Here is a 24,304-nt window from a genome sequence, read left to right as displayed (position 1 = left end):
GGCGTTGTGTCGAAAATCGTCGAGTAATTCGCGCAAGCGAATGATCAAATGGAAAGGGCGCCCATCCGGCGCCCTTTTTGATGCTAGGTTCTGATCAGTGCGTTTTCTTCAATGTAATCAGCGCATTCTGAGAAGCCGCGCAAACGAATCTTTTGCAGTTCGTTCACCGTTACCGGAAGGTCGTACCCTGCTTGTCTGGATAGCCCTTCGCACTGGGGCCCAACTCTGGCGGCGCAACCAGACAGGACACCAGTTCCGATCCAAATCAAAATCAGAAATCGCATCGCGGAACCTCAACTATCGTTTCTTCGTTGTAGATGGTGCTGTCCACAAGTGTCATTTGTCCTCGCAGCATAATCGCGTTTTCGCTGGTTATGCCTTCAGGCAGCTTGAGTGACAGAACTCGGGCAAAGGTCTCACCAATTTTTGCCGCGTTTTCCACAGTCATTACTTGCTCAGATATTCGGAGCTGATTGTCCGGCGCATCGACAATTTCCCGGTAGTCGAGCTTGTATGCCTGAATGGAAAAACTGACGGGCTCAATAATTATTCCTTTTGGGTTTTTCACCTGGATTCTGGCGGCAAGCGTACAGTCATCGTGAATTTTCGAGGTAACGGTCAAGGTCGCGTGGGAAGAATGATCCTGTCGAACAAGAACATACCAACCAGCGACCAACGCGGCTGTTATCACAACAATTTTTTGGACAATGTCCAACAACTTATCGGCAGTTTCCATTCACTAACTCTCCACCATCGTTTGGTCACCTGCGGCATTGGCACGCAAGAAAATGCCAGGCAAAGCCTATTTGAGGTGAACCATCGTATATTGGTTGGCTTGAAATCAAGAAGTTAGCTGGAATTTCCCCCGGAACCCTTCTGTGGCCACCAAAAGGCGTGAGATCCAGAAATGCGACAACAAGAGGAGTGGTCCTTACCTGTGCCAGTTTGGTAAGGGTCGACAATTTGAGCGTGACCACTCGTGATCAGCCTGCTCGGAGTTGCGAAGGATTAATCCGCCGCCAGTTGAGCAGCAGCCCTAACAGCCTTGATGTTCTTGCCGTAAATTTCAGGTTTGTCCACCGACCCGCCCTTGAAAACCGCCGATCCGGCGACCAGCACATCTGCGCCCGCCGCAGCGACCAGCGGGGCGGTTTGGGGATCTACACCACCGTCGATTTCGATGTGCACCGGGCGGTCGCCGATCATCTGGCGCAGGCGGCGGATTTTGCTGGTCATGTCGATGAACTTCTGGCCACCAAAGCCGGGGTTTACGGTCATAACGCAGATGAGATCGGTCAGGTCCAGCAGATGCTCGACCGCTTCGGCCGGAGTGCCCGGGTTCAGCGCGATACCGGCCTTCATTCCTGCAGCGCGGATGGCCTGCAGGGTGCGGTGCGAATGCGGCCCTGCCTCGATATGGGCGGTCAGCACATCGGCCCCGGCATCGGCATAGGCCTGAATATAGGGATCGACCGGCGCGATCATCAGATGCACGTCCATCACCGTTTTGACATGCGGGCGGAAGGCTTTGACGGCGGGCGGACCAAAGGTCAGGTTGGGAACAAAATGGCCATCCATCACGTCGATATGCACCCAGTCGGCGCCCTGCGCCTCGATGGCCTGAATCTCGGCACCGAAATTGGCGAAATCGGCGGACAGGATCGACGGGGCGATCTTGATGCTGCGGTCAAAGCTCATGGTTGCCTCGTGTCATCTGAACAGTTGAGGATGCGTATAGCGTTGAGGTCAGATGATGGATAGCCCCCGCGACAATCGCGCCGTAACAAAACTTTCACCTTACTGACACACAGCCGTTGAACAGTGGCTGTAGCTGACCGCCAAGACGAATTGGGGGTGGCCTGTGCTGCGTATCGAGAAACTGACCAAACGCTTCGGCGAAAACATAGCCGTGGATGCGGCGACCTTGGATGTAGACAAGCCGTGCATGATCGGCATCATCGGGCGATCCGGCGCCGGGAAATCCACCCTTTTGCGGATGGTCAATCGCCTGACCGATTCCAGCGAAGGCAAGATCCTGTTCGAAGGCCGCGATGTCACCCAGTTGAAGGGGCGAGGCAAGCGGGCGTGGCAGGCCGAATGCGCCATGATCTTTCAGCAGTTCAATCTGGTGCCGCGCATGGATGTGGTGTCGAACGTGCTGCATGGCACGCTGAATCGCCAATCGACGCTGGCCACCATGTTCAACCTGTTCCCGATGGAGGACATCCATTGCGCGATCGACATTCTGGATCGTCTGGGCATCGCCGAACACGCGCCGAAACGGGCCGAGGCCCTGTCGGGCGGACAACAACAGCGTGTCGCCATTGCGCGGGCGCTGATGCAGGACCCCAAGATCATTCTGGCGGACGAACCGATCGCCTCGCTGGACCCGATGAATGCTCAAGTGGTGATGCAGGCCCTGCGCCGTATCCACGAAGAGGACGGCCGCACGGTCATCGCCAACCTGCACACGCTGGACACCGCGCGCCGCTATTGCGACCGCGTCGTCGGCATGCGCGATGGTCGCATCGTCTTTGATGGGCTGCCGGAACAGCTGACCACCGGCGTCGCCCGCGAGATCTATGGGGCCGATGCGAGTTTCTCGGAAGAGGCGACCTCGACCGAGATCGAGACGCTCGACGCCACCCAGAAGGCCCTGATGGAAGCCGAAGCCACCATCTGAGCCACCCCAACCACCTTTCATCGCCCGACCCGATGAGAGGTCGGGGACATCAACCTGGAGAGAGACAGATGAAAAACCTAATTGCTGCCCTTGTTGCGACCACTGCCATGGCCGCGCCCGCTATGGCGCAGGAAATAAGCGAATTCCGCATTGGTATTCTGGGCGGCGAAAACGCCCAAGACCGAATGAGCAAAAACGAATGCCTGCGCGAATACACCGAAGAGCTGCTGGGCGTTCCGACCAAGCTGTTCGCCCCTGCCGATTATAACGGTGTGATTCAGGGCCTGCTGGGTGGCACGATTGACGTCGCTTGGTTGGGTGCGTCGGGTTACGCCAAAACCTATCTGAGCGATCCCGAAGCGGTTGAGCCGGTTCTGGTCAAGGTCAACAGTGATGGCGGCTATGGCTACTACTCGGTAGGCTTTGCGCGCAAAGACAGCGGAATCGCTTCGCTGGACGACATGAAGGGTAAGGCCTTTGGTTTTGGTGATCCGAACTCGACCTCGGGCTACCTGATCCCTTCGATCGAGATTCCACAGGCCACCGGTGCGACCATGGACTCGGGCGATTACTTCGGTGAGGTCAAGTTCACCGGCGGTCACGAACAGACTATCGTTGCGGTAAACAACGGTGACGTTGACGGCGGCGTGACCTGGGCCGACGGTCTGGGCGATTGGGAAGACGGCTATCAGTCGGGCGCGCTGCGCCGTGCTGTGGATGCCGGTCTGGTCGACATGAACGATCTGGTCCAGATCTGGAAATCTGCTCCGATCCCGGAAGGCCCGGTTGTTCTGCGCAAGGCTCTGCCCGAGGATGTCAAAGTTCAGGTCACCGAACTGTGGAATACGCTGGATGAAAAAGACCGCGAGTGTTTCTACGGCGTGGCAGCAGGCGAAGCCAAGAGCTTTGATCCCATCACGCACGAAGCCTACGAGGTCATCATCGAAGCGCGTAAGCTGAAGTCGAACTAAGCCTGCAACTCACATGATCGGGGTCCGGTGTTATACCGGACCCCGTTTTCTCAGGAGCATTCTATGACAGACCTGACCGCAGGGTCCCACAGTGTCGATCAGATCCGCGACGAATACTCAGAAATGACCCGGCGAAAACGGGCTTATGGTGGCATTCTCCTGATCCTGTTTGTGGCTTTGATGGCCGCAGGGTTCCGCACTGCGGATGATCGAAACGCAGGCAGTTTCGTTGACGGTTGGCGCAGGGTTTTCGACTATCCGGCCGAAGTTCTCTCGGAAGCGTGGGAAAAGATCGGCGCGATGCCGGAAAATCTGATCCGGTTCTTTCCGGCCTTGATCGAGACGATCAATATCGCGGCAGCATCAACCCTGATCGGTACGATTGTGGGGACATTTCTTGCCCTGATGTCGACACGGGGCATGGCGCAGTGGCCATCTCTGATCCCATTGTTTCGTCGGATTTCCGATATCTGCAGGGCCATCCCTGAAATCGTTATCGCGCTGGTTTTGATCTTTATTCTCGGCGGCGGTCCGGTTCCAGCAATGATTGCGATTGCCATCCATACCGCCGGTGCATTGGGCAAGCTATTCTCGGAAGTGAACGAGAACGCTTCGCTGAAGCCGATTGAGGGGCTGCATTCGGTGGGCGCGAACTGGTCGCAACGGATGTATTTGGGCGTGATCCCACAGGTCGGACCGAACTATGTCAGCTATGCCTTGCTGCGGTTCGAGATCAACATCCGTGCCTCGGCCATCCTCGGTTTCGTCGGTGCTGGCGGTCTGGGCTATGAGCTGCGCAACGCGATGTCATGGGGGCAGGGGCGCTACGACGAGGCCGCGGCCATCTTCCTTCTGCTTTTTGTCACAATCATGGTCGTGGATCAGCTGTCCGGCTATCTGCGGGATCGCCTGACCCACGGGTCTGAAAAAGGAGCTTCGGCATGACGACCTTTGCCACTGATCTGTCGACAGATGACCTCAAGGCCGAGGCCGGTCGTCTGTTCAACCGCAAACGGATCGTGAATTTCGGGTTGCCCGGCCTTGTCGCTGTTTACCTGATCTACGTGTTCTTTGCCTTTGACGTGCCGGGCTTGGCAGGGCGCGCAAACTGGGAAAACGGCAAGACGCTTGTTGCCGACACCTACAGTTACAAAACCCATGTCACGCGAGACAATCGCAATGGAGAGGTGTCCGTTGCGGTCGAAGGGGACCGCAAAGGCACCTATCCCGACGGAACCGCACCCGATTGGGTGGCGCTGGGCGAAACCACGATCATTGACCTGGAGGATGGTCACGTGGTGCGTTTCGGCCCTGAGACAATCGAATATGATATCCCCGGCTATGGCGTCGTGCGCGCCACACCCACCCGCGCCTCTGGGGTGCAGGCCGAGCTACCGGCGGGCGAGGTTCCAGACTGGATCAACGTCTCGAAAAACCGGCTGGCGATCACCACCGATGCGGGGCGTCTGACCGTGACCCGCAACCGGTCCGAAGTGTTCTGCTATTTTCCAGGATGGGAGCTGTTCTGGTTCACCCTCGACAGCCCGTATTATGGCAAATCTTTCCCCGAGTTGGTCAGCCGCGCCACCGCCGGTGAGGCCGGTGCCATTTTCAACGATTTCTGGACCAACAAGATCTGGCGGCATCAGGATGTGGCCTGGGCCATCTTCGAGACGATCCTGATGGCGTTTCTGGGCACCATGGGGGCAGGGATTATCGCCTTGCCACTGGCGTTCCTGGCGACGCGGAACTTTAACCCCTTGCGGTCGGTGCGCTTTGCCACACGGCGGGTGTTCGACTTTGTACGCGGTGTGGACGCCTTGATCTGGACCGTTGTTCTGGCACGGGCCTTCGGCCCAGGGCCGTTGACCGGAGCGCTGGCAATTCTGGTGACCGATACCGGGACATTCGGCAAGATATTCTCAGAAGCGCTGGAGAATGTGGATGAGAAGCAGATCGAGGGCGTGCAGTCGACCGGTGCGAATGCGCCGCAGCGCTATCGCTTTGGCGTGATCCCACAGATCACTCCCGTGCTGTTGAGCCAGCTTTTGTACTTTCTCGAATCCAACACCCGCAGCGCGACCATAATTGGCGCGATTACTGGCGGCGGCATTGGTCTGTTGCTGACGCAGGCGATCATCACTCAGAAAGATTGGGAAGAGGTCGCCTATTACATCGTTCTGATCATTCTCATGGTGATGTTGATGGATTGGTTCTCGGGCTGGTTACGGCGTCGTCTGATCCAGGGCGACAGCGGCAAGAAGAGCAAGCCGAGCAACGCGAAAACCAAAGATTTTATTCTGCCGTGAGCGCAGCTTGAAAGGTCAGGACTATGGCACGATTGCGCACGGATGAACCGTTCATCCATCCCGATTGCCAGATTACCAACAGCAGCTTTGGTGCATTTGTCGAGATTGGCACCGGCAGTCGGATCGCCAACGCGGTCTGGGGCGACTATTCCTATTGCGACCGGACCTGCGACATCGCCAACGCCCAGATCGGCAAGTTTTCGAACATTGCCAGCTTTACCCGGATCGGCGCCACGGATCACCCGTTGCAAAAGGCCTCGCTGCATCATTTTAGCTATCGGTCTGCTGACTATTGGGACGATGCCGAGGATGATGCGGAGTGGTTTGCCCATCGCGCAAGCCGGATCGCATATATCGGGCATGACACATGGATCGGTCACGGAGCGATCATCAAGCCCGAGGTGACAATCGGTAATGGTGCGGTCATCGCATCCGGGGCGCTGGTGACCAAAGACGTACCGCCCTACATGATCGTTGCTGGGGTGGCGGCCCAACCACTCCGCCCCAGGTTCCCACAAGCGGTTGCGGATCGGATGGAGCAGTTGGCCTGGTGGGACTGGGACAACAGCCGCTTGCGTGACGCATTGCCGGATTTTCGCAAACTAGAGGCCGAGGCGTTTTTGGAGAAATACGAATAGCTGGCCCTGTGACCCCAGGTGCTCCCGCACCCGGAGAAGCATCGGCTTCGCCCGGCGCTACGCCCAACGGGATGAAACCTCCGATAGGTGGTTGAAGACGGGCGGGAGATTCACGGGATCAATCCTCGTTCAGGGTCAGTGTGACCCGTTCTCCGGCAAAGGTTGTTCTTCCGAATTCGACAGGATTGCCCTCGGGATCTGCATTGATTCCGATCGAAAACAAGACTGGTGCACCCTCGGGCAGGTGCAGGTGCAGAGCTTGAGTTGCCGTGGCCGCGCGCGCGGTCAGGCGGGTTGAGATGCGTGTGTAATCCGGCACATCGCATCTTTGCAGGGCTTTGGTGACGGATTGGGTTTCGGTCAGAATCTGCAGAATGTCAGGAAATCGCTTGGCCGGAAAAACGCTTTGAAACAGGCCGATGGGTTGCCCGTCGGCCAGAGACAGACCGTCATAGACATGCACCGTGTCGCCGGTTTCAAGCCCCAATGCATCGGCCTCGGCTTCATCCGCGGCCCGTGTGGTCAGGGCGAGGATCTTCTTGCCGGGCATCTTGCCGCTGGCTGAGATGCTCTTGTGGTATCGCACCCGCTTACCAATCGGATACTCGGTCGGTTGGGCGGCGACGAATACACCGGCCCCGCGCCTAGAATGGACCAGCCCCTGGTCGGCCATATCTGACAGCGCCCGACGAACCGTGTGGCGGTTAACGCCATGCGTTGCGGCCAGTTGCGCTTCGGTCGGCAGCCGGTCACCGGTTTGATACCGCCCTTCGGCAATGTCCGACGTCAGGCTTAGGGCGATGCTTTTCCAGATCGGCGTTTTGTTCATGTCACCAAAAATTCACACAGTTGCGATTGCGAGTCGCCGGGCGGCGGTCTATGATTTGTATAGTTGTATAGGATAAGTAGACAACCCCGCCAAGAGGCTTTGATGACACAACAGAGAGATTCCGCGACCGAGGCGCGTAAGACCTGGATGGGCCTGCTGGCCCGCGCGCCAGATGACGCCACGTTGGCGCTGTGGGAGGGCCTCACGGACCGTCCCGGCTTTGAATGGCTGCGCAGCCCCGAAGTGGGCGGCGTGATGGTGCGCGGACGTACCGGCGCCACCGGGGCGCCCTTCAACCTGGGTGAAATGACGGTCACGCGCTGCTCGGTGGTCTTGCAGGATGGCACGGTCGGACATGGCTATGTTCAGGGCCGGTCAAAGCCCAAGGCCGAAGCTGCAGCTGTGATTGATGCGATGATGCAGACTGCGGCAGCAGACCATGTGCGGGAAAACCTGCTCGGTCCGCTGGAACAGAAAATGCAGGCGGTCAAAATCGCGCGGGCGGCAAAGGCGGCGGCAACCAAAGTAGAATTCTTCACGCTGGTTCGGGGAGAAGATTGATGACTGCGCAAACTCAATTCTCGGGCGGGTTCCAGAACATACCGGTTGATTCCGCACATGCTTTTCGCGCGGCGATGACGGTGATGGCACGCCCTGGCGAAATCCGCAGCCTGTCAGGGGCCGTGCCCCCAGCGCCTTTGTCGGTAGCAGCGGGCACTTTGTTGCTGACTTTATGCGACCCGGAAACCAAGGTACATCTGGCGGGTGAGCTCGACACCGACGCGCTGCGCGAATGGCTGACCTTCCACACCGGCGCGCCGCTGGTTCCTGCTGTCGAGGCGGATTTCGCCGTCGGCACTTGGGGCGAAGTTGGTGGGCTGGATCGCTATCGCATCGGAACTGCAGAGTATCCGGACCGGTCAACCACTCTGATTGTTGAGCGTGACGGCCTGGATCAGTCCGGTGCCATTTTGCACGGTCCCGGTATCAAGCAGAGCGCAGGCTTGAACCTACCTGATATCCCTGCGTTGCAACGTAATGCGGCTCTTTTCCCTTTGGGATGTGACTTCTTCTTTACCTGCGGTGACAAGGTCGCGGCCCTGCCGCGCAGTACCCAGATCAGCGCGGAGGGTTAAGCGATGTATGTTGCCGTCAAAGGAGGCGAAAAGGCGATTGAGAATGCCCATGCCTGGTTGGCCGAAGAGCGCCGAGGCGCCCCGGATGTGGCCGAGCTTAGCCTGGTCCAGATCCGGGAGCAGCTGAGCCTGGCGGTGAACCGGGTGATGGCAGAAGGATCGCTGTATGATCCGGACCTTGCCGCACTGGCGATCAAACAAGCGCGTGGTGATCTGATCGAGGCGATCTTTTTGATCCGCGCCTATCGCACGACATTGCCGCGTTTTGGTTATTCCGAACCGGTTGAAACGGGCAATATGGCCTGTGACCGTCGGATATCGGCGACGTTCAAGGATGCGCCGGGCGGGCAGGTGCTGGGCCCGACTTTCGACTACACCCACCGCTTGCTGGATTTCAAACTGGCTGCGGATGGCGAAACTCTACCCGCGCCCGAAGGTACGGCGCGACACGAGCCGACCCCGCATATCACCGAATTCCTCAAGGGTGAGGATATCATTCAGGACGAGCCGGTCAGCGATGCTACGCCCGGCGACCTGACCCGCGAGCCGCTGGAGTTTCCGGCGGGCCGTCCGCTGCGGTTGCAATCGCTGGCGCGCGGGGATGAGGGGTTTGTGCTGGGCATGGCCTATTCGACTCAGCGCGGCTATGCCCGCAACCACGCCTTTGTTGGCGAGCTGCGGATCGGCAAGGTCGCGGTTGAAATGGACATTCCCGAACTGGGCTTTGCCATCGAGATCGGCGAAGTCGAGTTGACCGAATGTGAGACGGTGAACCAGTTCCAAGGCTCAAAGACTGAGCCGCCACAGTTTACACGCGGCTATGGGCTCGTCTTTGGCCAGTCTGAACGCAAATCCATCGCCATGGCTCTGGTCGACAGGGCGCTGCGGTGGGAGGAACTGGGCGAGGACAATCTGGGCGCACCTGCACAGGACGAGGAATTTGTCCTGAGCCACTCAGACAATATTCAGGCAACGGGTTTCCTCGAACATATCAAGCTGCCGCATTACGTGGATTTTCAGTCCGAACTGGAATTGGTGCGCAAGCTGCGCCGCGAGGCCGAGGCACGGATTGCATCGAGGGAGGCTGCGGAATGAGCTCTGAACGCTTTGCCCTACAGGCTCGTCCTACGGTTCAAAAACCAGCCGCTGCCCTGATTGGGCGATTTCCTGCCGAAAGCTTCGCGCGAATTCACGATTTCAAGCGAATCCCATTCGCACGAAAGGTCGCGGGCCATGGCCCCGAGGCGCCACTTTGCGCGAAAATTGCGCCAAATAAAATAGAGCATAACCGCCAAAAAGAGCGAACAAATACCAAATACGTTCATAAAAACACCAGAAACAAAATAGCTACATCAAATGACTGAATATAACTTCGCATATCTGGACGAACAAACCAAGCGGATGATCCGTCGGGCGATCCTCAAGGGGTTGGCTATTCCCGGATATCAGGTGCCATTTGCCAGCCGAGAGATGCCGATGCCTTATGGCTGGGGTACCGGAGGCGTGCAGGTATCTGCCGCAACTTTGACCCCGGACGATACGTTCAAGGTGATTGATCAGGGCGCGGATGATACGACCAATGCCGTGTCTATCCGTAAGTTTTTCGAGAATACGGCGGGCGTCGCCACCACCGAGGAAACCGAGAAGGCGACGGTCATCCAGACCCGCCACCGCATCCCCGAGGCGAAGCTGCGCGCGGATCAGATTCTTGTCTATCAAGTGCCGATCCCGGAACCGCTGCGGTTTCTGGAACCGCGCGAGACCGAGACACGCAAGATGCACAGCCTCGAAGAATACGGGTTGATGCACGTGAAACTGTACGAAGACATCAGCCAGCATGGTGCGATCTCAACCGCTTATGCTTATCCTGTGATGGTCTCGGACCGTTATGTGATGGACCCGTCCCCCATCCCGAAATTCGACAACCCAAAGCTTGAGATGGACGCGATCCAGCTGTTTGGCGCGGGCCGCGAGCAACGTATCTACGCGGTGCCACCGCATACCAAGGTCGTCAGCCTCGATTTCCAGGACTACCCGTTCGAGGCCACCAAGGCCGACCATCCCTGTGATCTGTGCGGGGCCGAGGACAGCTATCTGGATGAAGTCATCATGGATGATGCAGGCACCCGCATGTTTGTTTGCTCGGACACTGATTATTGCCGGTCGCGCCGCGAGGCGGGCCATGTGGGCCGTTTGGCCAGAGAGGATGCCGCATGAAACGAGAAGATGTGCTTGGAATTGACCACCTTGGCCTTACGGTTTCGGACCTCGACGCCACGCGGACGTTCTTTGTCGATGCGCTGGGTTGGGAGGTCTTCGGCAGCAATCCGGATTATCCGGCGGTTTATGTAACCAATGGCGCGGCGAAGCTGACGCTTTGGCAGCAAAAAGGCAAGGGGCTACAGGGGTTTGACCGGCACAAGAACGTCGGGTTGCATCATGTTGCATTGAAAGTTCCCGATGAAGAAGCGCTGACTGCGGTTTTCGATGCGGTCAAAGACTGGCCTGCCGTCGCTGTCGAGTTTGCACCTGAACCCTCGGGTTCAGGTCCGAAACTCCATTTCATGATCCGAGAGCCGGGCGGCAATCGGATCGAGTTTTCATATGACCCAAGGTGAATGAAATGACACCGCTGCTGTGTGTACAGGATATCAGAAAATCCTACGGGGCCCGTATCGGCTGTACCGATGTGAGTTTTGATCTCTATCCCGGCGAGGTGATGGGGATCGTAGGTGAGAGTGGTTCGGGCAAGTCAACCCTGCTGAACTGTCTGGCGGGTCATCTGGAGCCGGATGCGGGGCAGGTGATCTTTGACACTCGTGCAGACGGTCCGGTGGATACCGTGACCATGTCGGAACCTGAACGCCGGATGCTGAGCCGCACCGATTGGGCATTCGTGCACCAACATGCGCGCGATGGCTTGCGTATGTCTGTCAGTGCGGGCGGAAATATCGGCGAACGACTGATGGCCGTAGGTGGCCGCCACTATGGCGATATCCGCGACAAGGCGATCGACTGGCTGGGTCGGGTTGAGATCGAAGTGGAGCGGGTTGATGATCGTCCGACCGCGTTTTCCGGTGGCATGCAGCAGCGCCTGCAGATCGCGCGGAATCTGGTGACCGGCCCCAGGCTGGTCTTCATGGATGAACCGACTGGTGGTCTGGACGTCTCGGTACAGGCTCGCCTGTTGGACCTGTTGCGCGGGTTGGTTCGGGAAATGGGGCTGAGCGCCATCATTGTCACCCATGATCTTGCCGTTGTCCGTCTGCTGGCGGATCGGCTGATGGTGATGAAAAGCGGTCATGTGGTCGAGGCCGGATTGACTGATCAGGTTCTGGACGATCCGCAGCATGCCTATACGCAACTGCTGGTGTCCAGCGTGTTGCAGGTATGAGGGCCGGGACAATGATTGAACTGAACAATGTCAGCAAAAGCTTTACCCTGCACAATCAGGGGAGCGCGGTGATCCCGGTCATGCAGGGCGCTACGCTCAGGGTTGAACCGGGTGAATGTGTGGCGCTGACCGGCGCGTCGGGGGCAGGTAAATCCACCTTGATGCGGGTGATCTATGGCAACTATCTGGCTGCCTCGGGCCAGGTTCTGGTCGGTGGTTTAGACGTCGCCAAGGCTGAACCGCGCGAGATCTTGACCCTGCGGCGCGAAACGCTGGGCTATGTCAGCCAGTTCCTGCGTGTTGTGCCCAGAGTGCCAACGCTTGAGGTCGTGGCCGAGCCGCTTCTTGCCGTTGGTTGCGATAAACAGAAGGCACTGGACAAGGCCGCGGGTCTGCTCGAGCGTCTGAATATTCCTGAACGGCTCTGGTCCCTTAGTCCGACGACCTTTTCGGGCGGCGAACAGCAGCGCGTGAACATCGCGCGCGGCTTTGCCCATGAATACCCGGCCATGCTGCTGGATGAACCCACAGCCAGTCTGGATGCGCAGAATCGCGAAACCGTCCTGTCTCTGATCCTTGAGGCGAAAGAGCGCGGAGCGGCGATTGTCGGCATCTTCCATGATGTTGACGGGCGGAAGCAGGTTTGCGATCGCGAGATCAACGTTTCGCAATTCACGCCGGGAATTGCGGCATGATGCTTGCCCCGGTCATAGCGGTTGTCGGTCCGTCAGGTGTCGGCAAAGACAGTGTGATTGAGGCGTTGGAAGCCCGCGCAAAAGGTATCCTGCGGCTGCGCCGTGTCGTCACCCGCCCCGAAGGCGAAGCGGGGGAAGATTTCAAACGGGTCACAGATGACGCGTTTCGACAGATGGAAGGTGAGGGCGCATTCGCGCTCAGCTGGCATGCACATGGGTTGCTCTATGGTGTGCCGAAAGAGATTGCGCAGCAACGTCAGATGGCGGAGGCAGTTCTGGTCAACCTATCGCGTGCTGTGTTGTTGCAGGCGCAAGAGATCTTTGGCGATCTGATTGTTATCTCGTTGACTGCAGACGCGAGCGTTCTAGAGCAACGCTTGTCATTGCGCGGGCGCGAAAGTGACAGCGAACAGGCGCGTCGGTTGGGCCAGGCCAAGACCCCTTTGCCTAAGGGGCTGGTCCGGGTGATCGAGGTCGACAATTCTGGTGCTCTGCAGGATACGGTGGCCATAATTTTGTCCCGCCTTCAGTTGGAAAGCGCATAGCGATGGATCAGGTGAAACCGTCCATCCTCGGCCTCGCCCATCAGGGCCAGATCCGCAATTCGAAAGGGCTTCGGCAAAAGCGGCCCCAGGTGGTTTTCCAGGGTGCGCTGGACCGAATCCAGCACGGGCTTGTCCAACCTACCGCTCAAGGTGATGTGAAACCGAAACGCGTTCAGCACATAAGGGTAACCCCATATGACCAGGTTGGCGTCCTGATCCGGTGTCAGTCTGGAGGCGCGGCGATGGTCAAGTTCAGCCGCCGACGGTGGGGACCGGAACATATCAAGCTCTTGAACACAGGCGGCGGCCAACGCGTTCAGCGCGGATGTGTCGCCCAGTGGTCGCAGGGCCAGAAACCGGCCAAGGCGGGCAATCTCAAGACCCTCCATCATGATTGCGCATTGGCTGGCAGCAAGAGTGGCGCAGGCCTCTTGCAACGCTGTGACGGATTGCCCCTCGCGCAGGCGGAACGGGGGTTTCATGGTCGCGTGCAGCCCGTATTTTCGCGGTACCTCCGTAACCGCAGCAACATCCACACCATCCAGCCCAGGATGGGCGACCGCGGTGCCAGCCTCCATGTCCCAGCCCAGCCAACGGGTTGCGAATTGCGTCCACTCCGCCGTGGCGGGTGGCGCAAAATAGATCGCGTATCGCGTGAATGTCACATTGGCCTCCTATTGCGTGGCCTTCCAATACCTCAAACTGTGTGAAGTTCAGATGACAGAAGAATTGATCCTTGCCAATGCCACGCTGATCCTGCCCGACGAAACCATTACCGGCAGCGTCCGGGTTCAGGGCGACAGCATCACCGAGATCGATACAGGCGCGGCGGTTCCAAGCGGTGCAATCGATTGTGAGGGTGACTATGTCAGCCCCGGTCTGGTCGAGCTACACACAGACAATCTGGAACGTCATATCCAGCCCCGCCCCAAGGTCGACTGGCCCCATGCGGCGGCAATTCTTGCCCATGACGCCGAACTGGCCAGCACGGGCATCACAACCGTGTTCGATGCGATGCGCGTCGGGTCGATCCCGACTGGTCCGCGCTACAACAAATACGCACGTGGCCTGTCCCGCGAGCTGTGGCAGTTACGAGAGCAAGACGCCTTAAAAATCAGCCATTTCCTGCATTTGCGGGCCGAATTGTGTTCAGAAACGCTGGTCGAAGAACTGGATGAATTCGGCCTCGAGGACCGTGTTGGGCTGGTGTCACTGATGGACCACACGCCCGGTCAGCGTCAATTCCGTGATATCTCAAAGCTCGAAAGCTATCTGAAAGGAAAGCTGGGGTTGGAGGGCAAGGAATTCCAGCAGCATGTCGCGGACCTCAAGGCGATGAGGGACAGGAACGGCGAAAAGCACGAGGTGGAAACCGTAAAAGCGGCCAAGCGTTTTGGGGCCATGCTGGCCAGCCATGACGACACCACCCGGGAACAGGTACATGTGTCAGCGGGCCACGGTATCCGGCTGGCCGAATTCCCCACTACCGTCGAAGCGGCGCGGGCTTGCCATGATCACGGGATCAAGGTGATGATGGGGGCGCCGAATGTAATCCGGGGCGGGTCACATTCGGGGAATGTCGCCGCCAAAGAACTGGCCGATCTGGGACACCTGGATATTCTGTCATCGGACTATGTGCCGGCCGCGTTGTTGCTGTCGGCGGCACGGCTGGGTGAGATTTGGGGCAACATGGCCCGTGGTCTGCGCACTGTCACGATGTCCCCGGCGCAGGTGGTCGGGCTGGATGACCGAGGCGAGCTGCGCGCAGGCGCGCGCGCCGACGTCATTCGGTTCCGGATGCGTGAAGGGGCGCCTGCCCTGAACGGAGTGTGGTCGCGAGGGCGACGTGTGGCCTGATCAGGCCCTGTAGAAAAGGTATCGGTCGGGTGCGATGGTCTCCGGTCCGGTGATCTGTTCAAACCCAACCAGTGGTTGGCCGGATATCAGCAGCCCACCGGGCAGCATGACCTGAGCGATCAGCGGGCTGAGCATCGCCGCCTCAGTCACATCATCCTGCTTGATACCGCGCCCGAAATCGTAATGTGCCAATGCTATTTTCGGGCCACCGGCTGCTAGTTTCTTTAACATAGGACCCGCTTCGCCCTGCAGAAAATCCTCTGCCGGAGGGGTGCTGGACGGGTGGCACTGTAAAACCCTGTCCATGACCCAGATGCGCCGGTCTGGTAGAATTTCACGTAGGTGATCATAGGTGCGGCCATTCCCCAAACCCATGTCCAGTATATCGCCGCTCGTATCTATAATCTGATCGACTGCCCAGTTCAGCCCGTCGCGTTGGGCCGTCAGGCGGCGCAGCATTGAATCCAATCGGCTCATTCGGGTCTCCGTGATTTATCGTTTTTTGGGGCGGTCCAGACGGTCGTCGGACCATCCAGAAACCGCGTCAGAAGGTCCTGCGTAAAGGACCAGATATCTTCATCATGCACCAGGTGATGCGTCAGGATCCCAAACGGCTCGGTATTGTCCGCAGGCCCTTCGCGCCTGTCCCGCAGCAGATCTGTGGCCTGAGCGATCAGCTTGTCCCGAGGGGCCAACCCCCGTGACCCGCGCCAGTCGATCGGGTCCAGATGCGTGTTGACCTGCATAAGGCCAGGTGCCGCTATCTTTGCCTTTCGGGGCGTCGCAGTGGACAGGATTTGATATCCCAGGCCCGGCAGTTCCTGCACCATTTTTGAGGCGATACGGTTCCACGGCGGCACGAACATTGGGCACAGCTTGTCGGGAAACAGGGTCTGTAGCCGGGTCAGCCCGGCCCGTGCATCGTTGCGTATGTCCTGAAAGGGGCGATGCAGTCGAAACTCTGATTTCTTCTCGTTTGTCGGAGCGTGGTTTTGATGGGCCCAGCCATGGACCACCGGTATCAATGCGGGCGAGCCTTCGACATGGGTAACCAGATCTTCATCTGCGTCACGCGGAATAATCGCCAGATGAACCGGCAGTTCCAGTGATGCGGACAGCGCCTCCAAACGTTCCAACTGTGGCGTGACACAGACCGCGTCATCATCCCTCCACCACAGCGGCAGAGACAGCCCGTCGCGTCGCCACATATCAAGCTCGGTCATCAGGGGGTGCCAATCACCGGTCATGGGCGTGATCCAAAAGTGATTGTACAATCTCGACAGATTTTGCAGCCCCGTCAAAACCCTGACCGGCACTTGGCCGCGCGGGGGCGGCCAGAACGGCCTCGACAGCCTGCGCCAGGGTATCTCCGGTCAACTTGTCGCTTGGCAATACGTCTATTGCGCTGAGCTTCGACAGGCTTTGGCCGCGCAAGGTCTGCTCGACTTCGCTTCCGTCGTCGAAGGGGATAAAGACCGAGGGTGTGCCAGACTGCAAGATGTCCAACGCAGTGTTGTAACCGCACATGCTGACCGACGCGGCGGCCAAGGGCAGCATTTGGCGAAAGTCCGGGCGCACCGGTTCTAACGTCACAGGGGCGTCGCCAGCCAGTTTTGTCAGGTGTTTTATACGTGCCGAGGCGTCCTGTCCGCCCACCAACAGGCGCCAGCGCCTGTTGGGCATCTTTCGTGCGGCCTCGATGGCCGCCTGAAAGATAGGCTCGCCCACCGACCCACCGCCAGCGCTTACCAGAATCTCACCTTTACCGATCCCTTCGGGATGCGGGGTCGGTGCCGTAGGGGCCACGAACCCGGTATAGAACAGGCGATGCGCCAGACGTTCCGAGACTGGCCAGCTTACACTCAGCGGGATCATGCTTGGGTCTGAATGGACAAGGACACCGTCAAAGAGGTCAAGAATGATTTCCTCGGTGCGCTGGGCTTTGGCAGGTTTGGACGGGGGCGCCAGTATGTCCCTGACAGATCCCAAAATAACCGGACGGGGACCCTGTGCGTGGGCCGCCTCCAACAGGGCGTCGAACTCATCCGCCAGAGATCTGCGGCCAAAGGGGTACAGCTCGGTGATCAGCACATCCGGGGCAAAGCTCCGCAGCGCCTCTGTCAGGGCAAACTTGCGAGCATCGAAATAGGCAGCATCTGCGACCTCATCCGAATGCGTCAGCAATCGCGTGAAATTGGTGCCGTCTGAGCGCAATGGCGGCAGCCCTAGCAAGTCGATCCCGGTATGGTCCAGCTGCGGCGCGGACATTCCGCCCGAGACCAGCAAGACCTTGTGACCCTCAGCGGCAAAGGCCCGGCCCAATGTAAGTGCGCGGCTCAGATGTCCGGTGCCCAGCAGATGGGTCACAACAATCATCACCCTCATATGCGGGTCTCCTGCCGGATCAAACGGATAGGGTCAGTTTCGGGGCGCATGGACTCCATGTCCACGATATAGAGGCGGTTGCGCTTGATCTTAAAGGGGGCGGGGCCGTCAAAATCCCATCCCCAGGCGCGGGCCAGAATGACCCGCATGATACCGATATGGCAAACGGCTACGGTATTTTCGCCAAGACTGGCAAGCCAAGGTTCCAGCCGCTGCCAAATTTCGGCGGGGCTTTCACCTCCGGGGGGTAGGAAATCCCAACCCCAATCCTCGATATGGCGATAACCGCTTGCGGGATCGGCAATGAGATCGGTGCCGTGCTGCCCCTCCCAAGCACCCCAGTTCATTTCCGTGAGGGCCTCGGACTTCAACGGTTCGCGCCCTGAAACCAGTTGTGCCGTCTGGGCCGCACGCGCCAAGGGACTGGACCAGACCGCAGCCTGATCCCAAGGGGAGGGCAGGGAATAGCATGCCAGTTCTGTCTGTGCCTGTTCATCTAATGGAATATCGCTGCGCCCCTGAATGCGCCCGGCGCGGTTCCACGCCGTATGCCCGTGGCGCAATAGGGCGAGCTTGCTCATGTGGATGCCTCCAGCAAAGGATCAACAGCCGTCCAGAACCGATCAGTTGCATCTGGCATCAGGTGGCGCGCGGCTATATATGCGGCCGATTGGCTGCCTTGAGAAGACCGCAGTGCCGGATTGTCCAGAAGAGTGCGCAGCCTTGCAGCCAGCCCCTTGGCCCCTTCAGCAACCGAAGGATAGTCGGACGGCATAAGCACATCCCGGACGCCCGGCCTGTCTTGCGCGACCACGGGGATACCATGTGCCTGAGCCTCTAGATAGATCATGCCATAGGCCTCATTCACGCCGGGCCAGACCATCAGGGATGCGGTAGCATAAGTCTTGCGCAGCGCGTCGCGATCAAGCTGCCCCAGAAACCGGACTTTCGTGCCAAACTTGGCCATCAGCGCTTCGATTTCGGCGCGGGCGGGACCATCGCCCGCAATAGACAGGGACCAATCGCCCTGCAGGTGGCGCAGTGCCTGTTCAAGCACCCGGTAAGAGGCCAGCTTGTCGCCGTGTCGCATCATGCCCACGGCCAGCATCGGGCCATCGCAGCTAGAGGCCTGCGGCAGCGAGGAGGCGGGAAGAAACGGTGGAAGCTCGACAAGCGCCTGATTTCCGAACTGCTCGCGTTCCAGCGTGATGAGGTCATTGGCGGTGTGATAAAAGATCACCCGGGCCGCGTCGCAGGCCTGATGGGCCGCTTGGGCAAACCCTGACCATGGCCCCTGAATGCGGCTGTAGGCACGGGTGCTTTCAAGCTGAACATAGGGTATGTTTCGCGCCGTACTTACACGGGGTCCAATCAGATCAGGGGCCTTGTAATAATTGTGATAGGTCACCCATAGTGCAGTGTCAGCAGGCAGGTCGCAGGTCAGGCGCAGCACCTCGGCATCAGCCTCATGGCGCAGCTTGGCCTGGACCTCTTTGTCGCCGTGCTTGTCGAATACGCGCAGGTCCGAGGCCAGATCCACCGCATCCCCTCGGGCTTGGATTGCCAGAAGAAGATTTCGTGCCATTTCCCGGTCCCCCGACGGCACCGGGCTGTTGGGGGATTTCATCGGGGCATAGAAGGCGATGCGCGGCATCAGCTCTTATGCGCGCCCAGCGCGCTTAACCTGGCAGACAAAAGCGCTATGCCCGGGTCCATGCGGAATTCGGCGATCAGGCGATCATAGGCAGCGCCCGCCATACCAGCAGCCTGCGCGGGGTTGGCCGCCAGCTGTGCAATCGCATTTGCCAGCGCGACCGGATCGTCATCCGTCAGGACGCCATGCGTGCCTGTCTCGATAAACTCAGGAATCGCAGAAACGGGGGTCGACAGGATCGGCAGATATTGCGAGGCGGCTTCCATCAACACATTGGGCAGGCCATCCCGGTCCCCATCTGCGGCGATCCGGCTGGGCAGAACAAAGAGGTCTGCTGTGCGCATCGCGGCGATGACCTCGGGTTGGTCACAGGCCCCTTTCCAGGTGATGCGCCCGGACAACCCGGCCGATGCGGCCCGGTTCTGCAAAGTATCACTCAGGCTGCCTCCGCCGATATGCGTCCAGTGCCAGTCAAGATCTTCCGGCAGCATGGCGAATGCATCAATCAGGCGATCAAAGCCTTTCTTTTCGACCAACCTCCCAACGGACAGCATATGAAAAGGGCTGTCAGCGGGGCGTAAGCCGCGTTCCGGCGGGGCTGGAAAGCGGCCCAGATCCAGCCCGTGATAGATCAGTTCAACCCGTGCCGGATCGTCGGCTAGGCTGCGCAGATGCTGGGCGCCGATCGCGGTGCAGGTTGCACCAAAAGCTGCTCCGTAAGTGTCGGAGTGCAACTTTTCCGATTTTTCCCAATCCGGTGACGTCCAGATATCTTTTGCATGGGCTGAAAAGCTCCACGGAAGGCCGCGCATGATCGCGGCATAGCGCGCGACCGACGAGGGCGTATGCATGAAATGCGCATACAGAACCTGTGTGCTGGCGGGCAATTCCGCAGCCAGAACGCTGGCCTGACCGAACCGACGGATGCGGTTATGCGTGGGATCGCGGCGCAAATCAGCGCGCCAGATCTTATAGGCCGCGCCGTATCCCGGAAGGCACTGCGCTTGTTCGCGGGCAGCCCATATGCGCTGAGGTTCTTGATACAGATATTCCGGCAGATATCGAACCTGGCCACGAAACCTGTCGTGCAGCGGATGCCGTTTCACATCGGTTGGATGACGCAGGGACCAGATGTCGAACTGATGGCCGGCCTCTTGCAGAGCAACAAGTTCCTGCGCGATGAACGTTTCGGACAGGCGCGGCCACCCTTTGACCAACACCGCCAGATTGGATGCGCCTGCGGTCATCCGGTTGCCCGTTCCTGTTCCTGATTCAGCAATACCTCAATGCGCCCGGTGACATAGTCCAACCCGTCCAGCAGGCCCTGTTCAATGGCCTGAGACGGCAATGGCTGATGTGGTAGATCGCGAATGGCACGGACCATGGAATCGGTTGTTAGCCCGTCACGGAACTCGTCCAACATCCGGATCAGTCCCAGATCCTCGGCGCGTGAGGCACGGATCCACTGTTCCATACGCGGACTTGTCCGTGGAACAATGACGGCGCGTTTGTCAAAGGACAGGACCTCGCAGAACGTATTATACCCGCCCATACAGACAACGCCAGCCGCGCCGTGGAACAGCGTTTCGATCTGGGATTCAAAGCCGACGGCGGTCACACGCCCGTTCAAGGCGGCCACACGGGTTTCGAATTCGTCCCGCAGATCACCAGACAGGAACGGGCCATAGACCAATACCGCGCGTGGTGACAGGTCGGGGTCCTTTTCGTAAGCCGAAAGAACCAGGTTCACCATCGCCTTGCCGTCCCCACCACCACCTGGGGTAATCAGGATATAGGGCTGTTCCGGTGGGGTACCGATTGGCCCCAGATCACGACGCAAATAGCCAGTCCAGTGAATGCGCGACTGGGCCGCGTGATTCAGAGGCAGCCCCTTGGTCGGATCATAGATCGAACGCAGCCCGTAAACCCAGATTTCATGATAGAATCTTTCAGTCGCTGCAGTTGCCTCTTTCCGTTCCCACTCTGCGGCCAGAACTTCGGGTTCATCCAGAACATCACGCAAACCCAGCACCAGTTTGGTGCGCTGCGAGAGCAACAGGTTTTCGAGTGTTGGCAATAGCTCGCCGCGGAACCCGGTGGGTTCTTTGTCTACGATCAGAATGTCCGGGTCGAACTGCTGAACGGCGGTCTGAATCAACCCCGATCGCAACTCGGTCACCTCGTCGATCCCCATCCCGATTGTCTGAGACGCGTATGACCCGTCCGCCCGTTTGGTCACGCCAGGCAGACGCACGTGGTCGACCCTGCGCGGAAATGTGAACCGGCCAGCGACGGGCGATCCGGTCAGGATCAGGGATGATGCCGTTGGATCCGCCTGCGTAATTGCGGCGGCCAGTGCACGAGACCTGCGCAGATGGCCCAGCCCGAACGTGTCATGGCTGTAGAACAGGATCCGTGGCGCGCGGCCAGTAGTATCGTTTTGTCTTCCTAGGCTCATGCCTTCGCCTGTCTTAAGTGTCTTGGTGTCGGTCCGCGCATCGGCACCTGTTAGCTTATCGTCTTTCACCCGTCTTGCCAAAGGGCCTTGTGACCCGCCGACTGGAAGGGACTGCATAAAACGTCAGCCATTCCTCTGGTAAGCCGCAAGGTGCCTTTTCGTTTTTGCGCAAAGACCTTAGCTGCTTGCCCGAAAGTGTATGCCCAGCCCGTCATATTCAGTTTTGAAGCGGATGAAAACATCCGATTCCAACTCATTGCACCCGGAACACGCCTGTGCACTTTATCGGGACCGCAGCGGCGCACAAATTGAAGTGTTCGGAAAGCTTCTGTAACCTGCCACAACATGCGACCCGGAAGCGAGAATTCATGAGATTTAACCTATTGGCTGCAATGGCCCTGTTCGTCTGGGTGGCTATGCTATCTCTGGGGTCGGAAGCGACGGCGCAGACTTCGCTTATACCCGGGTATGGCTCGGGGTCTGGCACGACATCCGAAGCAGATAAGGAAAGCGATCTGGCTGACGCGATCCGATCGGCCACCGAAGCGGGTGCAAGCGTCATCGTCATCGACAGCGCCGGTCAGCTTGTCTCATCTGGTGGCAATACCGCCTCGACGCACGACGATATCGCCCATGACCCGATGTCCGAAGGGTCACAGTTGATGAAGGCGCAAGAGCGGTTCTCGAAGTTCCGCGAGTCGATGGAGTCGCGCCTGCAGGCTTTGCCGTATTCGATCTTCGAAGTGCAATATGTTTTGCGAGAGACCAGCCCGGACGGCCGAATACAGACCTATGTCGAAGTGTTGGGCTGGAATATACTCTTCCTTCTTCTGGGGCGCTGGCTGTCGATAGAAATCTACGGCAAGCGTCTTGCAAAAAGGCTGGTGGTGGCGCGGTCAAAAGAAGATCCGCAGGGCTATCGCGAAAAAATGCCCTTTCTGGTCTTTCGCTTTTTCATGGGTGTTGGGGCCACGATCTTCGCGATGCTGATGGCCCTGATCGTGGGCTATCTGATCTTTGGCGAGGCTGAAGATCTTTCGATTCAGTTCACGACCACCGCCATATTTACGGCATTCTTTCTTGCACGCACAGTTTCCGATCTTTGGCGTATGGTGTTGTCTCCTTACCTCAGTCAGTACCGGCTGCCGCCCTTTTCCGACCGGGAGGCAAAACGCCTTTACGTCTGGGCCTCGGCAATCGCGACATATGATATCTCGGTGGTATTGTTTTCTACCTGGGTTGCGGATTTTGGTTTGAACTACAATGTCTATGCGATGGTCTATGGCGGCCTGACCATGTTTGGCGCCTTGGGCAATGTTCTGATGATTCTGTTCAACGCGCGCGCCATCTCGAACGCGATCCGAGGCGGGCGGTCAAAGGAACAGGTATCCTGGATTTTGCGCCTGATATCGATTGCCTGGGCGCCGGTTCTGGCAGTTTATATCGTGTTCAGCTGGTTCAAACTGGCTGTTGATCTGGTGCTTGAGAACGAGAATTCCATTCCGATTGTTGCCAGCAGCTATGCCATCTTCATGTCTGTGGTCATTGCCTATGGCGCGATGAACTATCTGCTTGAACGCTACTTCGTCCGCAATCGCCAGATTGAAGAGCTGAACGCAGAGACTGGTGTCGGTGTTGAAGAGGATGAGGTTCCTCAAACCCCGCAAGCGGAAAAGAGAAAGCACTCGATCGTCACCTATGAGGATCTGGCGCGACGTGTGGCCGGTATCCTGGCATTTGTCGTCGGGTTATATGCTCTGGTTGTGATCTGGAATCCTGACGCAAGCTGGAGCGAAGACCTGCCTATTGAACGGGCTCTGGACGTGATGGTTATCCTGTTTATGGGCTATATCTTGTTCCATTTCTTTCGTGTCTGGATTGATACCAAGATTGCTGAGGAAGAAGACGTAGCCGGTGGAGAGGTTGAACTGGGCGACGAGGGCGGGGAAGGCGGGCAAAGCCGTCTTGCGACACTGCTGCCGTTGTTCCGTGGCGCAATTCTGGCGGTTGTTGTTGTGACCATCGTTCTGATTGTCCTGATGGAATTGGGTATCAATGTCAGCCCGCTGTTCGCCGGTGCCGGTGTCGTGGGTCTGGCCGTTGGGTTCGGGTCGCAAACGCTTGTCCGGGATATATTCTCGGGCGCGTTCTTCCTGATGGATGATGCCTTCCGCAAAGGCGAATATATCGACATTGGCGATGTGAAGGGGACGGTCGAGAAAATCTCGGTCCGGTCGTTCCAGTTGCGGCACCATCTGGGCGCACTGAATACGATCCCCTTTGGCGAGATCAAGGTTCTTACCAACTATTCGCGTGATTGGGTGATCATGAAGTTGCCCCTGCGGGTGACCTATGACACCGATGTCGAAAAAGTGCGGAAACTCATCAAGAATTTGGGCCAAGAGCTTTTGAGCGATCCGGTGATTGGGGATAATTTTATCCAGCCGTTGAAATCGCAGGGCGTGATCGAAATGCAGGATTCGGCGATGATCATTCGGGTCAAGTTCATGACCAAGCCGGGCGACCAGTGGCTGGTGCGTAAGAAGGTCTATCAGGATATCCGCGAATTGTTTGCTCGCGAAGGGATCAAGTTTGCGCATCGTGAGGTGACCGTCAGGCTTGCTGACGGAAAAGAGGCCGAAAACCTGACACCGCAGGAACGCGAAGCGGTGACCGGTGCAGTGCATGCGGCCATCGACGAGGATTATCTGGACGATATCGGTCCTGGAGGCGACGATCGCTAGGGACCG

The 24,304-nt window shown here is 58.4% G+C and carries 27 protein-coding genes; 16 read left to right on the top strand and 11 right to left on the bottom strand.

The window, feature by feature from the left end; all coding sequences use genetic code 11:
- Nucleotides 1-271 precede the first annotated feature (271 nt).
- Nucleotides 272-736 (bottom strand): hypothetical protein, encoded by a 465-nt coding sequence (locus tag AC2FHX_RS20425; protein ID WP_496692904.1) that lies wholly within the window; start codon nt 734-736, stop codon nt 272-274.
- 272 nt (nt 737-1,008) lie between these two features.
- Complete coding sequence (gene rpe / locus AC2FHX_RS20420; RefSeq protein WP_496703498.1) at nt 1,009-1,698, bottom strand: ribulose-phosphate 3-epimerase; 690 nt, start codon at nt 1,696-1,698, stop codon at nt 1,009-1,011.
- A 163-nt stretch (nt 1,699-1,861) separates the two neighbouring features.
- Between rpe and phnC the strand changes: the two genes are divergently transcribed.
- The 5 genes from phnC (at nt 1,862) to AC2FHX_RS20395 (ending at nt 6,601) form a co-directional block, all read left to right on the top strand.
- Nucleotides 1,862-2,683 carry a phosphonate ABC transporter ATP-binding protein gene (phnC, locus tag AC2FHX_RS20415; RefSeq protein ID WP_496703499.1) on the top strand — a complete coding sequence of 274 codons (822 nt, stop codon included), beginning with the start codon at nt 1,862-1,864 and terminating at the stop codon, nt 2,681-2,683.
- A 68-nt stretch (nt 2,684-2,751) separates the two neighbouring features.
- Nucleotides 2,752-3,654 carry a phosphonate ABC transporter substrate-binding protein gene (phnD, locus tag AC2FHX_RS20410; RefSeq protein ID WP_496703501.1) on the top strand — a complete coding sequence of 301 codons (903 nt, stop codon included), beginning with the start codon at nt 2,752-2,754 and terminating at the stop codon, nt 3,652-3,654.
- A gap of 63 nt (nt 3,655-3,717) precedes the next feature.
- Nucleotides 3,718-4,599 carry a phosphonate ABC transporter, permease protein PhnE gene (gene phnE, locus AC2FHX_RS20405; RefSeq protein ID WP_496698859.1) on the top strand — a complete coding sequence of 294 codons (882 nt, stop codon included), beginning with the start codon at nt 3,718-3,720 and terminating at the stop codon, nt 4,597-4,599.
- Complete coding sequence (gene phnE, locus AC2FHX_RS20400) at nt 4,596-5,963, top strand: phosphonate ABC transporter, permease protein PhnE (RefSeq protein WP_496703502.1); 1,368 nt, start codon at nt 4,596-4,598, stop codon at nt 5,961-5,963. The genes phnE (AC2FHX_RS20405) and phnE (AC2FHX_RS20400) overlap by 4 nt, the downstream gene beginning before the upstream one ends.
- Nucleotides 5,964-5,986: 23 nt before the next feature.
- Nucleotides 5,987-6,601 carry an LbetaH domain-containing protein gene (locus AC2FHX_RS20395; RefSeq protein ID WP_142639333.1) on the top strand — a complete coding sequence of 205 codons (615 nt, stop codon included), beginning with the start codon at nt 5,987-5,989 and terminating at the stop codon, nt 6,599-6,601.
- Between the two features lie 118 nt (nt 6,602-6,719).
- On the opposite strand, the gene phnF is transcribed toward AC2FHX_RS20395, so the two are convergent.
- Complete coding sequence (phnF, locus tag AC2FHX_RS20390) at nt 6,720-7,430, bottom strand: phosphonate metabolism transcriptional regulator PhnF (protein WP_496703505.1); 711 nt, start codon at nt 7,428-7,430, stop codon at nt 6,720-6,722.
- A 102-nt stretch (nt 7,431-7,532) separates the two neighbouring features.
- Here phnF and phnG point away from each other — a divergent pair, with 102 nt between their 5' ends.
- From phnG to AC2FHX_RS20345, 9 genes are read left to right on the top strand one after another with little or no spacing between them, the layout of a single operon-like run.
- Nucleotides 7,533-7,991 (top strand): phosphonate C-P lyase system protein PhnG, encoded by a 459-nt coding sequence (gene phnG / locus AC2FHX_RS20385; protein ID WP_496692910.1) that lies wholly within the window; start codon nt 7,533-7,535, stop codon nt 7,989-7,991.
- Entirely contained in the window at nt 7,991-8,566 is a 576-nt protein-coding gene (gene phnH, locus AC2FHX_RS20380) for a phosphonate C-P lyase system protein PhnH (protein ID WP_496703507.1), read from the top strand. Before phnG ends, phnH begins: the two co-directional genes overlap by 1 nt.
- Nucleotides 8,567-8,569: 3 nt before the next feature.
- A complete protein-coding gene (locus AC2FHX_RS20375) occupies nt 8,570-9,661 on the top strand; it encodes a carbon-phosphorus lyase complex subunit (protein ID WP_496703509.1) in 1,092 nt (363 codons plus the stop codon).
- Nucleotides 9,658-9,930: a hypothetical protein gene (locus AC2FHX_RS20370; RefSeq protein WP_496703511.1), complete on the top strand. Its 273-nt coding sequence runs from the start codon at nt 9,658-9,660 to the stop codon at nt 9,928-9,930. Before AC2FHX_RS20375 ends, AC2FHX_RS20370 begins: the two co-directional genes overlap by 4 nt.
- A complete protein-coding gene (locus AC2FHX_RS20365; protein ID WP_142639343.1) occupies nt 9,923-10,783 on the top strand; it encodes an alpha-D-ribose 1-methylphosphonate 5-phosphate C-P-lyase PhnJ in 861 nt (286 codons plus the stop codon). The genes AC2FHX_RS20370 and AC2FHX_RS20365 overlap by 8 nt, the downstream gene beginning before the upstream one ends.
- Nucleotides 10,780-11,184 carry a VOC family protein gene (locus tag AC2FHX_RS20360; protein WP_282027594.1) on the top strand — a complete coding sequence of 135 codons (405 nt, stop codon included), beginning with the start codon at nt 10,780-10,782 and terminating at the stop codon, nt 11,182-11,184. The genes AC2FHX_RS20365 and AC2FHX_RS20360 overlap by 4 nt, the downstream gene beginning before the upstream one ends.
- A 5-nt stretch (nt 11,185-11,189) precedes the next feature.
- Complete coding sequence (gene phnK / locus AC2FHX_RS20355) at nt 11,190-11,960, top strand: phosphonate C-P lyase system protein PhnK (protein WP_496703514.1); 771 nt, start codon at nt 11,190-11,192, stop codon at nt 11,958-11,960.
- Nucleotides 11,961-11,971: 11 nt separating this feature from the next.
- Nucleotides 11,972-12,655, top strand: a complete 684-nt coding sequence (gene phnL / locus AC2FHX_RS20350) for a phosphonate C-P lyase system protein PhnL (RefSeq protein ID WP_282022252.1) — start codon at nt 11,972-11,974, stop codon at nt 12,653-12,655.
- Nucleotides 12,652-13,200 (top strand): ribose 1,5-bisphosphate phosphokinase PhnN, encoded by a 549-nt coding sequence (locus AC2FHX_RS20345; RefSeq protein WP_282022253.1) that lies wholly within the window; start codon nt 12,652-12,654, stop codon nt 13,198-13,200. The genes phnL and AC2FHX_RS20345 overlap by 4 nt, the downstream gene beginning before the upstream one ends.
- On the opposite strand, the gene AC2FHX_RS20340 is transcribed toward AC2FHX_RS20345, so the two are convergent.
- Nucleotides 13,182-13,865 (bottom strand): DUF1045 domain-containing protein, encoded by a 684-nt coding sequence (locus tag AC2FHX_RS20340; RefSeq protein ID WP_496703516.1) that lies wholly within the window; start codon nt 13,863-13,865, stop codon nt 13,182-13,184. The two genes, AC2FHX_RS20345 and AC2FHX_RS20340, sit on opposite strands and share 19 nt — an antisense overlap.
- 52 nt (nt 13,866-13,917) lie before the next feature.
- Here AC2FHX_RS20340 and AC2FHX_RS20335 point away from each other — a divergent pair, with 52 nt between their 5' ends.
- Nucleotides 13,918-15,057 carry an alpha-D-ribose 1-methylphosphonate 5-triphosphate diphosphatase gene (locus AC2FHX_RS20335; protein ID WP_496703518.1) on the top strand — a complete coding sequence of 380 codons (1,140 nt, stop codon included), beginning with the start codon at nt 13,918-13,920 and terminating at the stop codon, nt 15,055-15,057.
- Here AC2FHX_RS20335 and AC2FHX_RS20330 read toward each other — a convergent pair whose 3' ends face one another.
- The 7 genes from AC2FHX_RS20330 to AC2FHX_RS20300 are packed head-to-tail and all read right to left on the bottom strand — an operon-like array spanning nt 15,058 to nt 21,554.
- Nucleotides 15,058-15,534 (bottom strand): class I SAM-dependent methyltransferase, encoded by a 477-nt coding sequence (locus AC2FHX_RS20330; RefSeq protein WP_496678904.1) that lies wholly within the window; start codon nt 15,532-15,534, stop codon nt 15,058-15,060.
- Entirely contained in the window at nt 15,531-16,304 is a 774-nt protein-coding gene (locus tag AC2FHX_RS20325; protein ID WP_496678906.1) for a polysaccharide deacetylase family protein, read from the bottom strand. The genes AC2FHX_RS20330 and AC2FHX_RS20325 overlap by 4 nt, the downstream gene beginning before the upstream one ends.
- Nucleotides 16,294-17,442 carry a glycosyltransferase family protein gene (locus AC2FHX_RS20320; RefSeq protein WP_496703520.1) on the bottom strand — a complete coding sequence of 383 codons (1,149 nt, stop codon included), beginning with the start codon at nt 17,440-17,442 and terminating at the stop codon, nt 16,294-16,296. Before AC2FHX_RS20320 ends, AC2FHX_RS20325 begins: the two co-directional genes overlap by 11 nt.
- On the bottom strand, nt 17,439-18,023 hold the full coding sequence (locus tag AC2FHX_RS20315; protein ID WP_496703522.1) for a histidine phosphatase family protein: 585 nt from the start codon (nt 18,021-18,023) through the stop codon (nt 17,439-17,441). Before AC2FHX_RS20315 ends, AC2FHX_RS20320 begins: the two co-directional genes overlap by 4 nt.
- Nucleotides 18,020-19,096 (bottom strand): glycosyltransferase family 4 protein, encoded by a 1,077-nt coding sequence (locus AC2FHX_RS20310; RefSeq protein WP_282022260.1) that lies wholly within the window; start codon nt 19,094-19,096, stop codon nt 18,020-18,022. Before AC2FHX_RS20310 ends, AC2FHX_RS20315 begins: the two co-directional genes overlap by 4 nt.
- A complete protein-coding gene (locus AC2FHX_RS20305; protein ID WP_282022261.1) occupies nt 19,096-20,343 on the bottom strand; it encodes a glycosyltransferase in 1,248 nt (415 codons plus the stop codon). Before AC2FHX_RS20305 ends, AC2FHX_RS20310 begins: the two co-directional genes overlap by 1 nt.
- Nucleotides 20,340-21,554 (bottom strand): glycosyltransferase family protein, encoded by a 1,215-nt coding sequence (locus AC2FHX_RS20300; protein ID WP_185956733.1) that lies wholly within the window; start codon nt 21,552-21,554, stop codon nt 20,340-20,342. Before AC2FHX_RS20300 ends, AC2FHX_RS20305 begins: the two co-directional genes overlap by 4 nt.
- A 368-nt stretch (nt 21,555-21,922) precedes the next feature.
- On the opposite strand from AC2FHX_RS20300, the gene AC2FHX_RS20295 reads away from it, so the two are divergent.
- The gene (locus tag AC2FHX_RS20295) at nt 21,923-24,298 is read left to right on the top strand and encodes a mechanosensitive ion channel domain-containing protein (protein WP_496703524.1); all 2,376 of its coding nucleotides are present in this window, start codon (nt 21,923-21,925) and stop codon (nt 24,296-24,298) included.
- Nucleotides 24,299-24,304: the final 6 nt, after the last annotated feature.

The sequence above is a fragment of the Ruegeria sp. CDSC042 genome (assembly GCF_059610745.1).
This window is presented reverse-complemented; position numbering and strand designations above follow the sequence as displayed.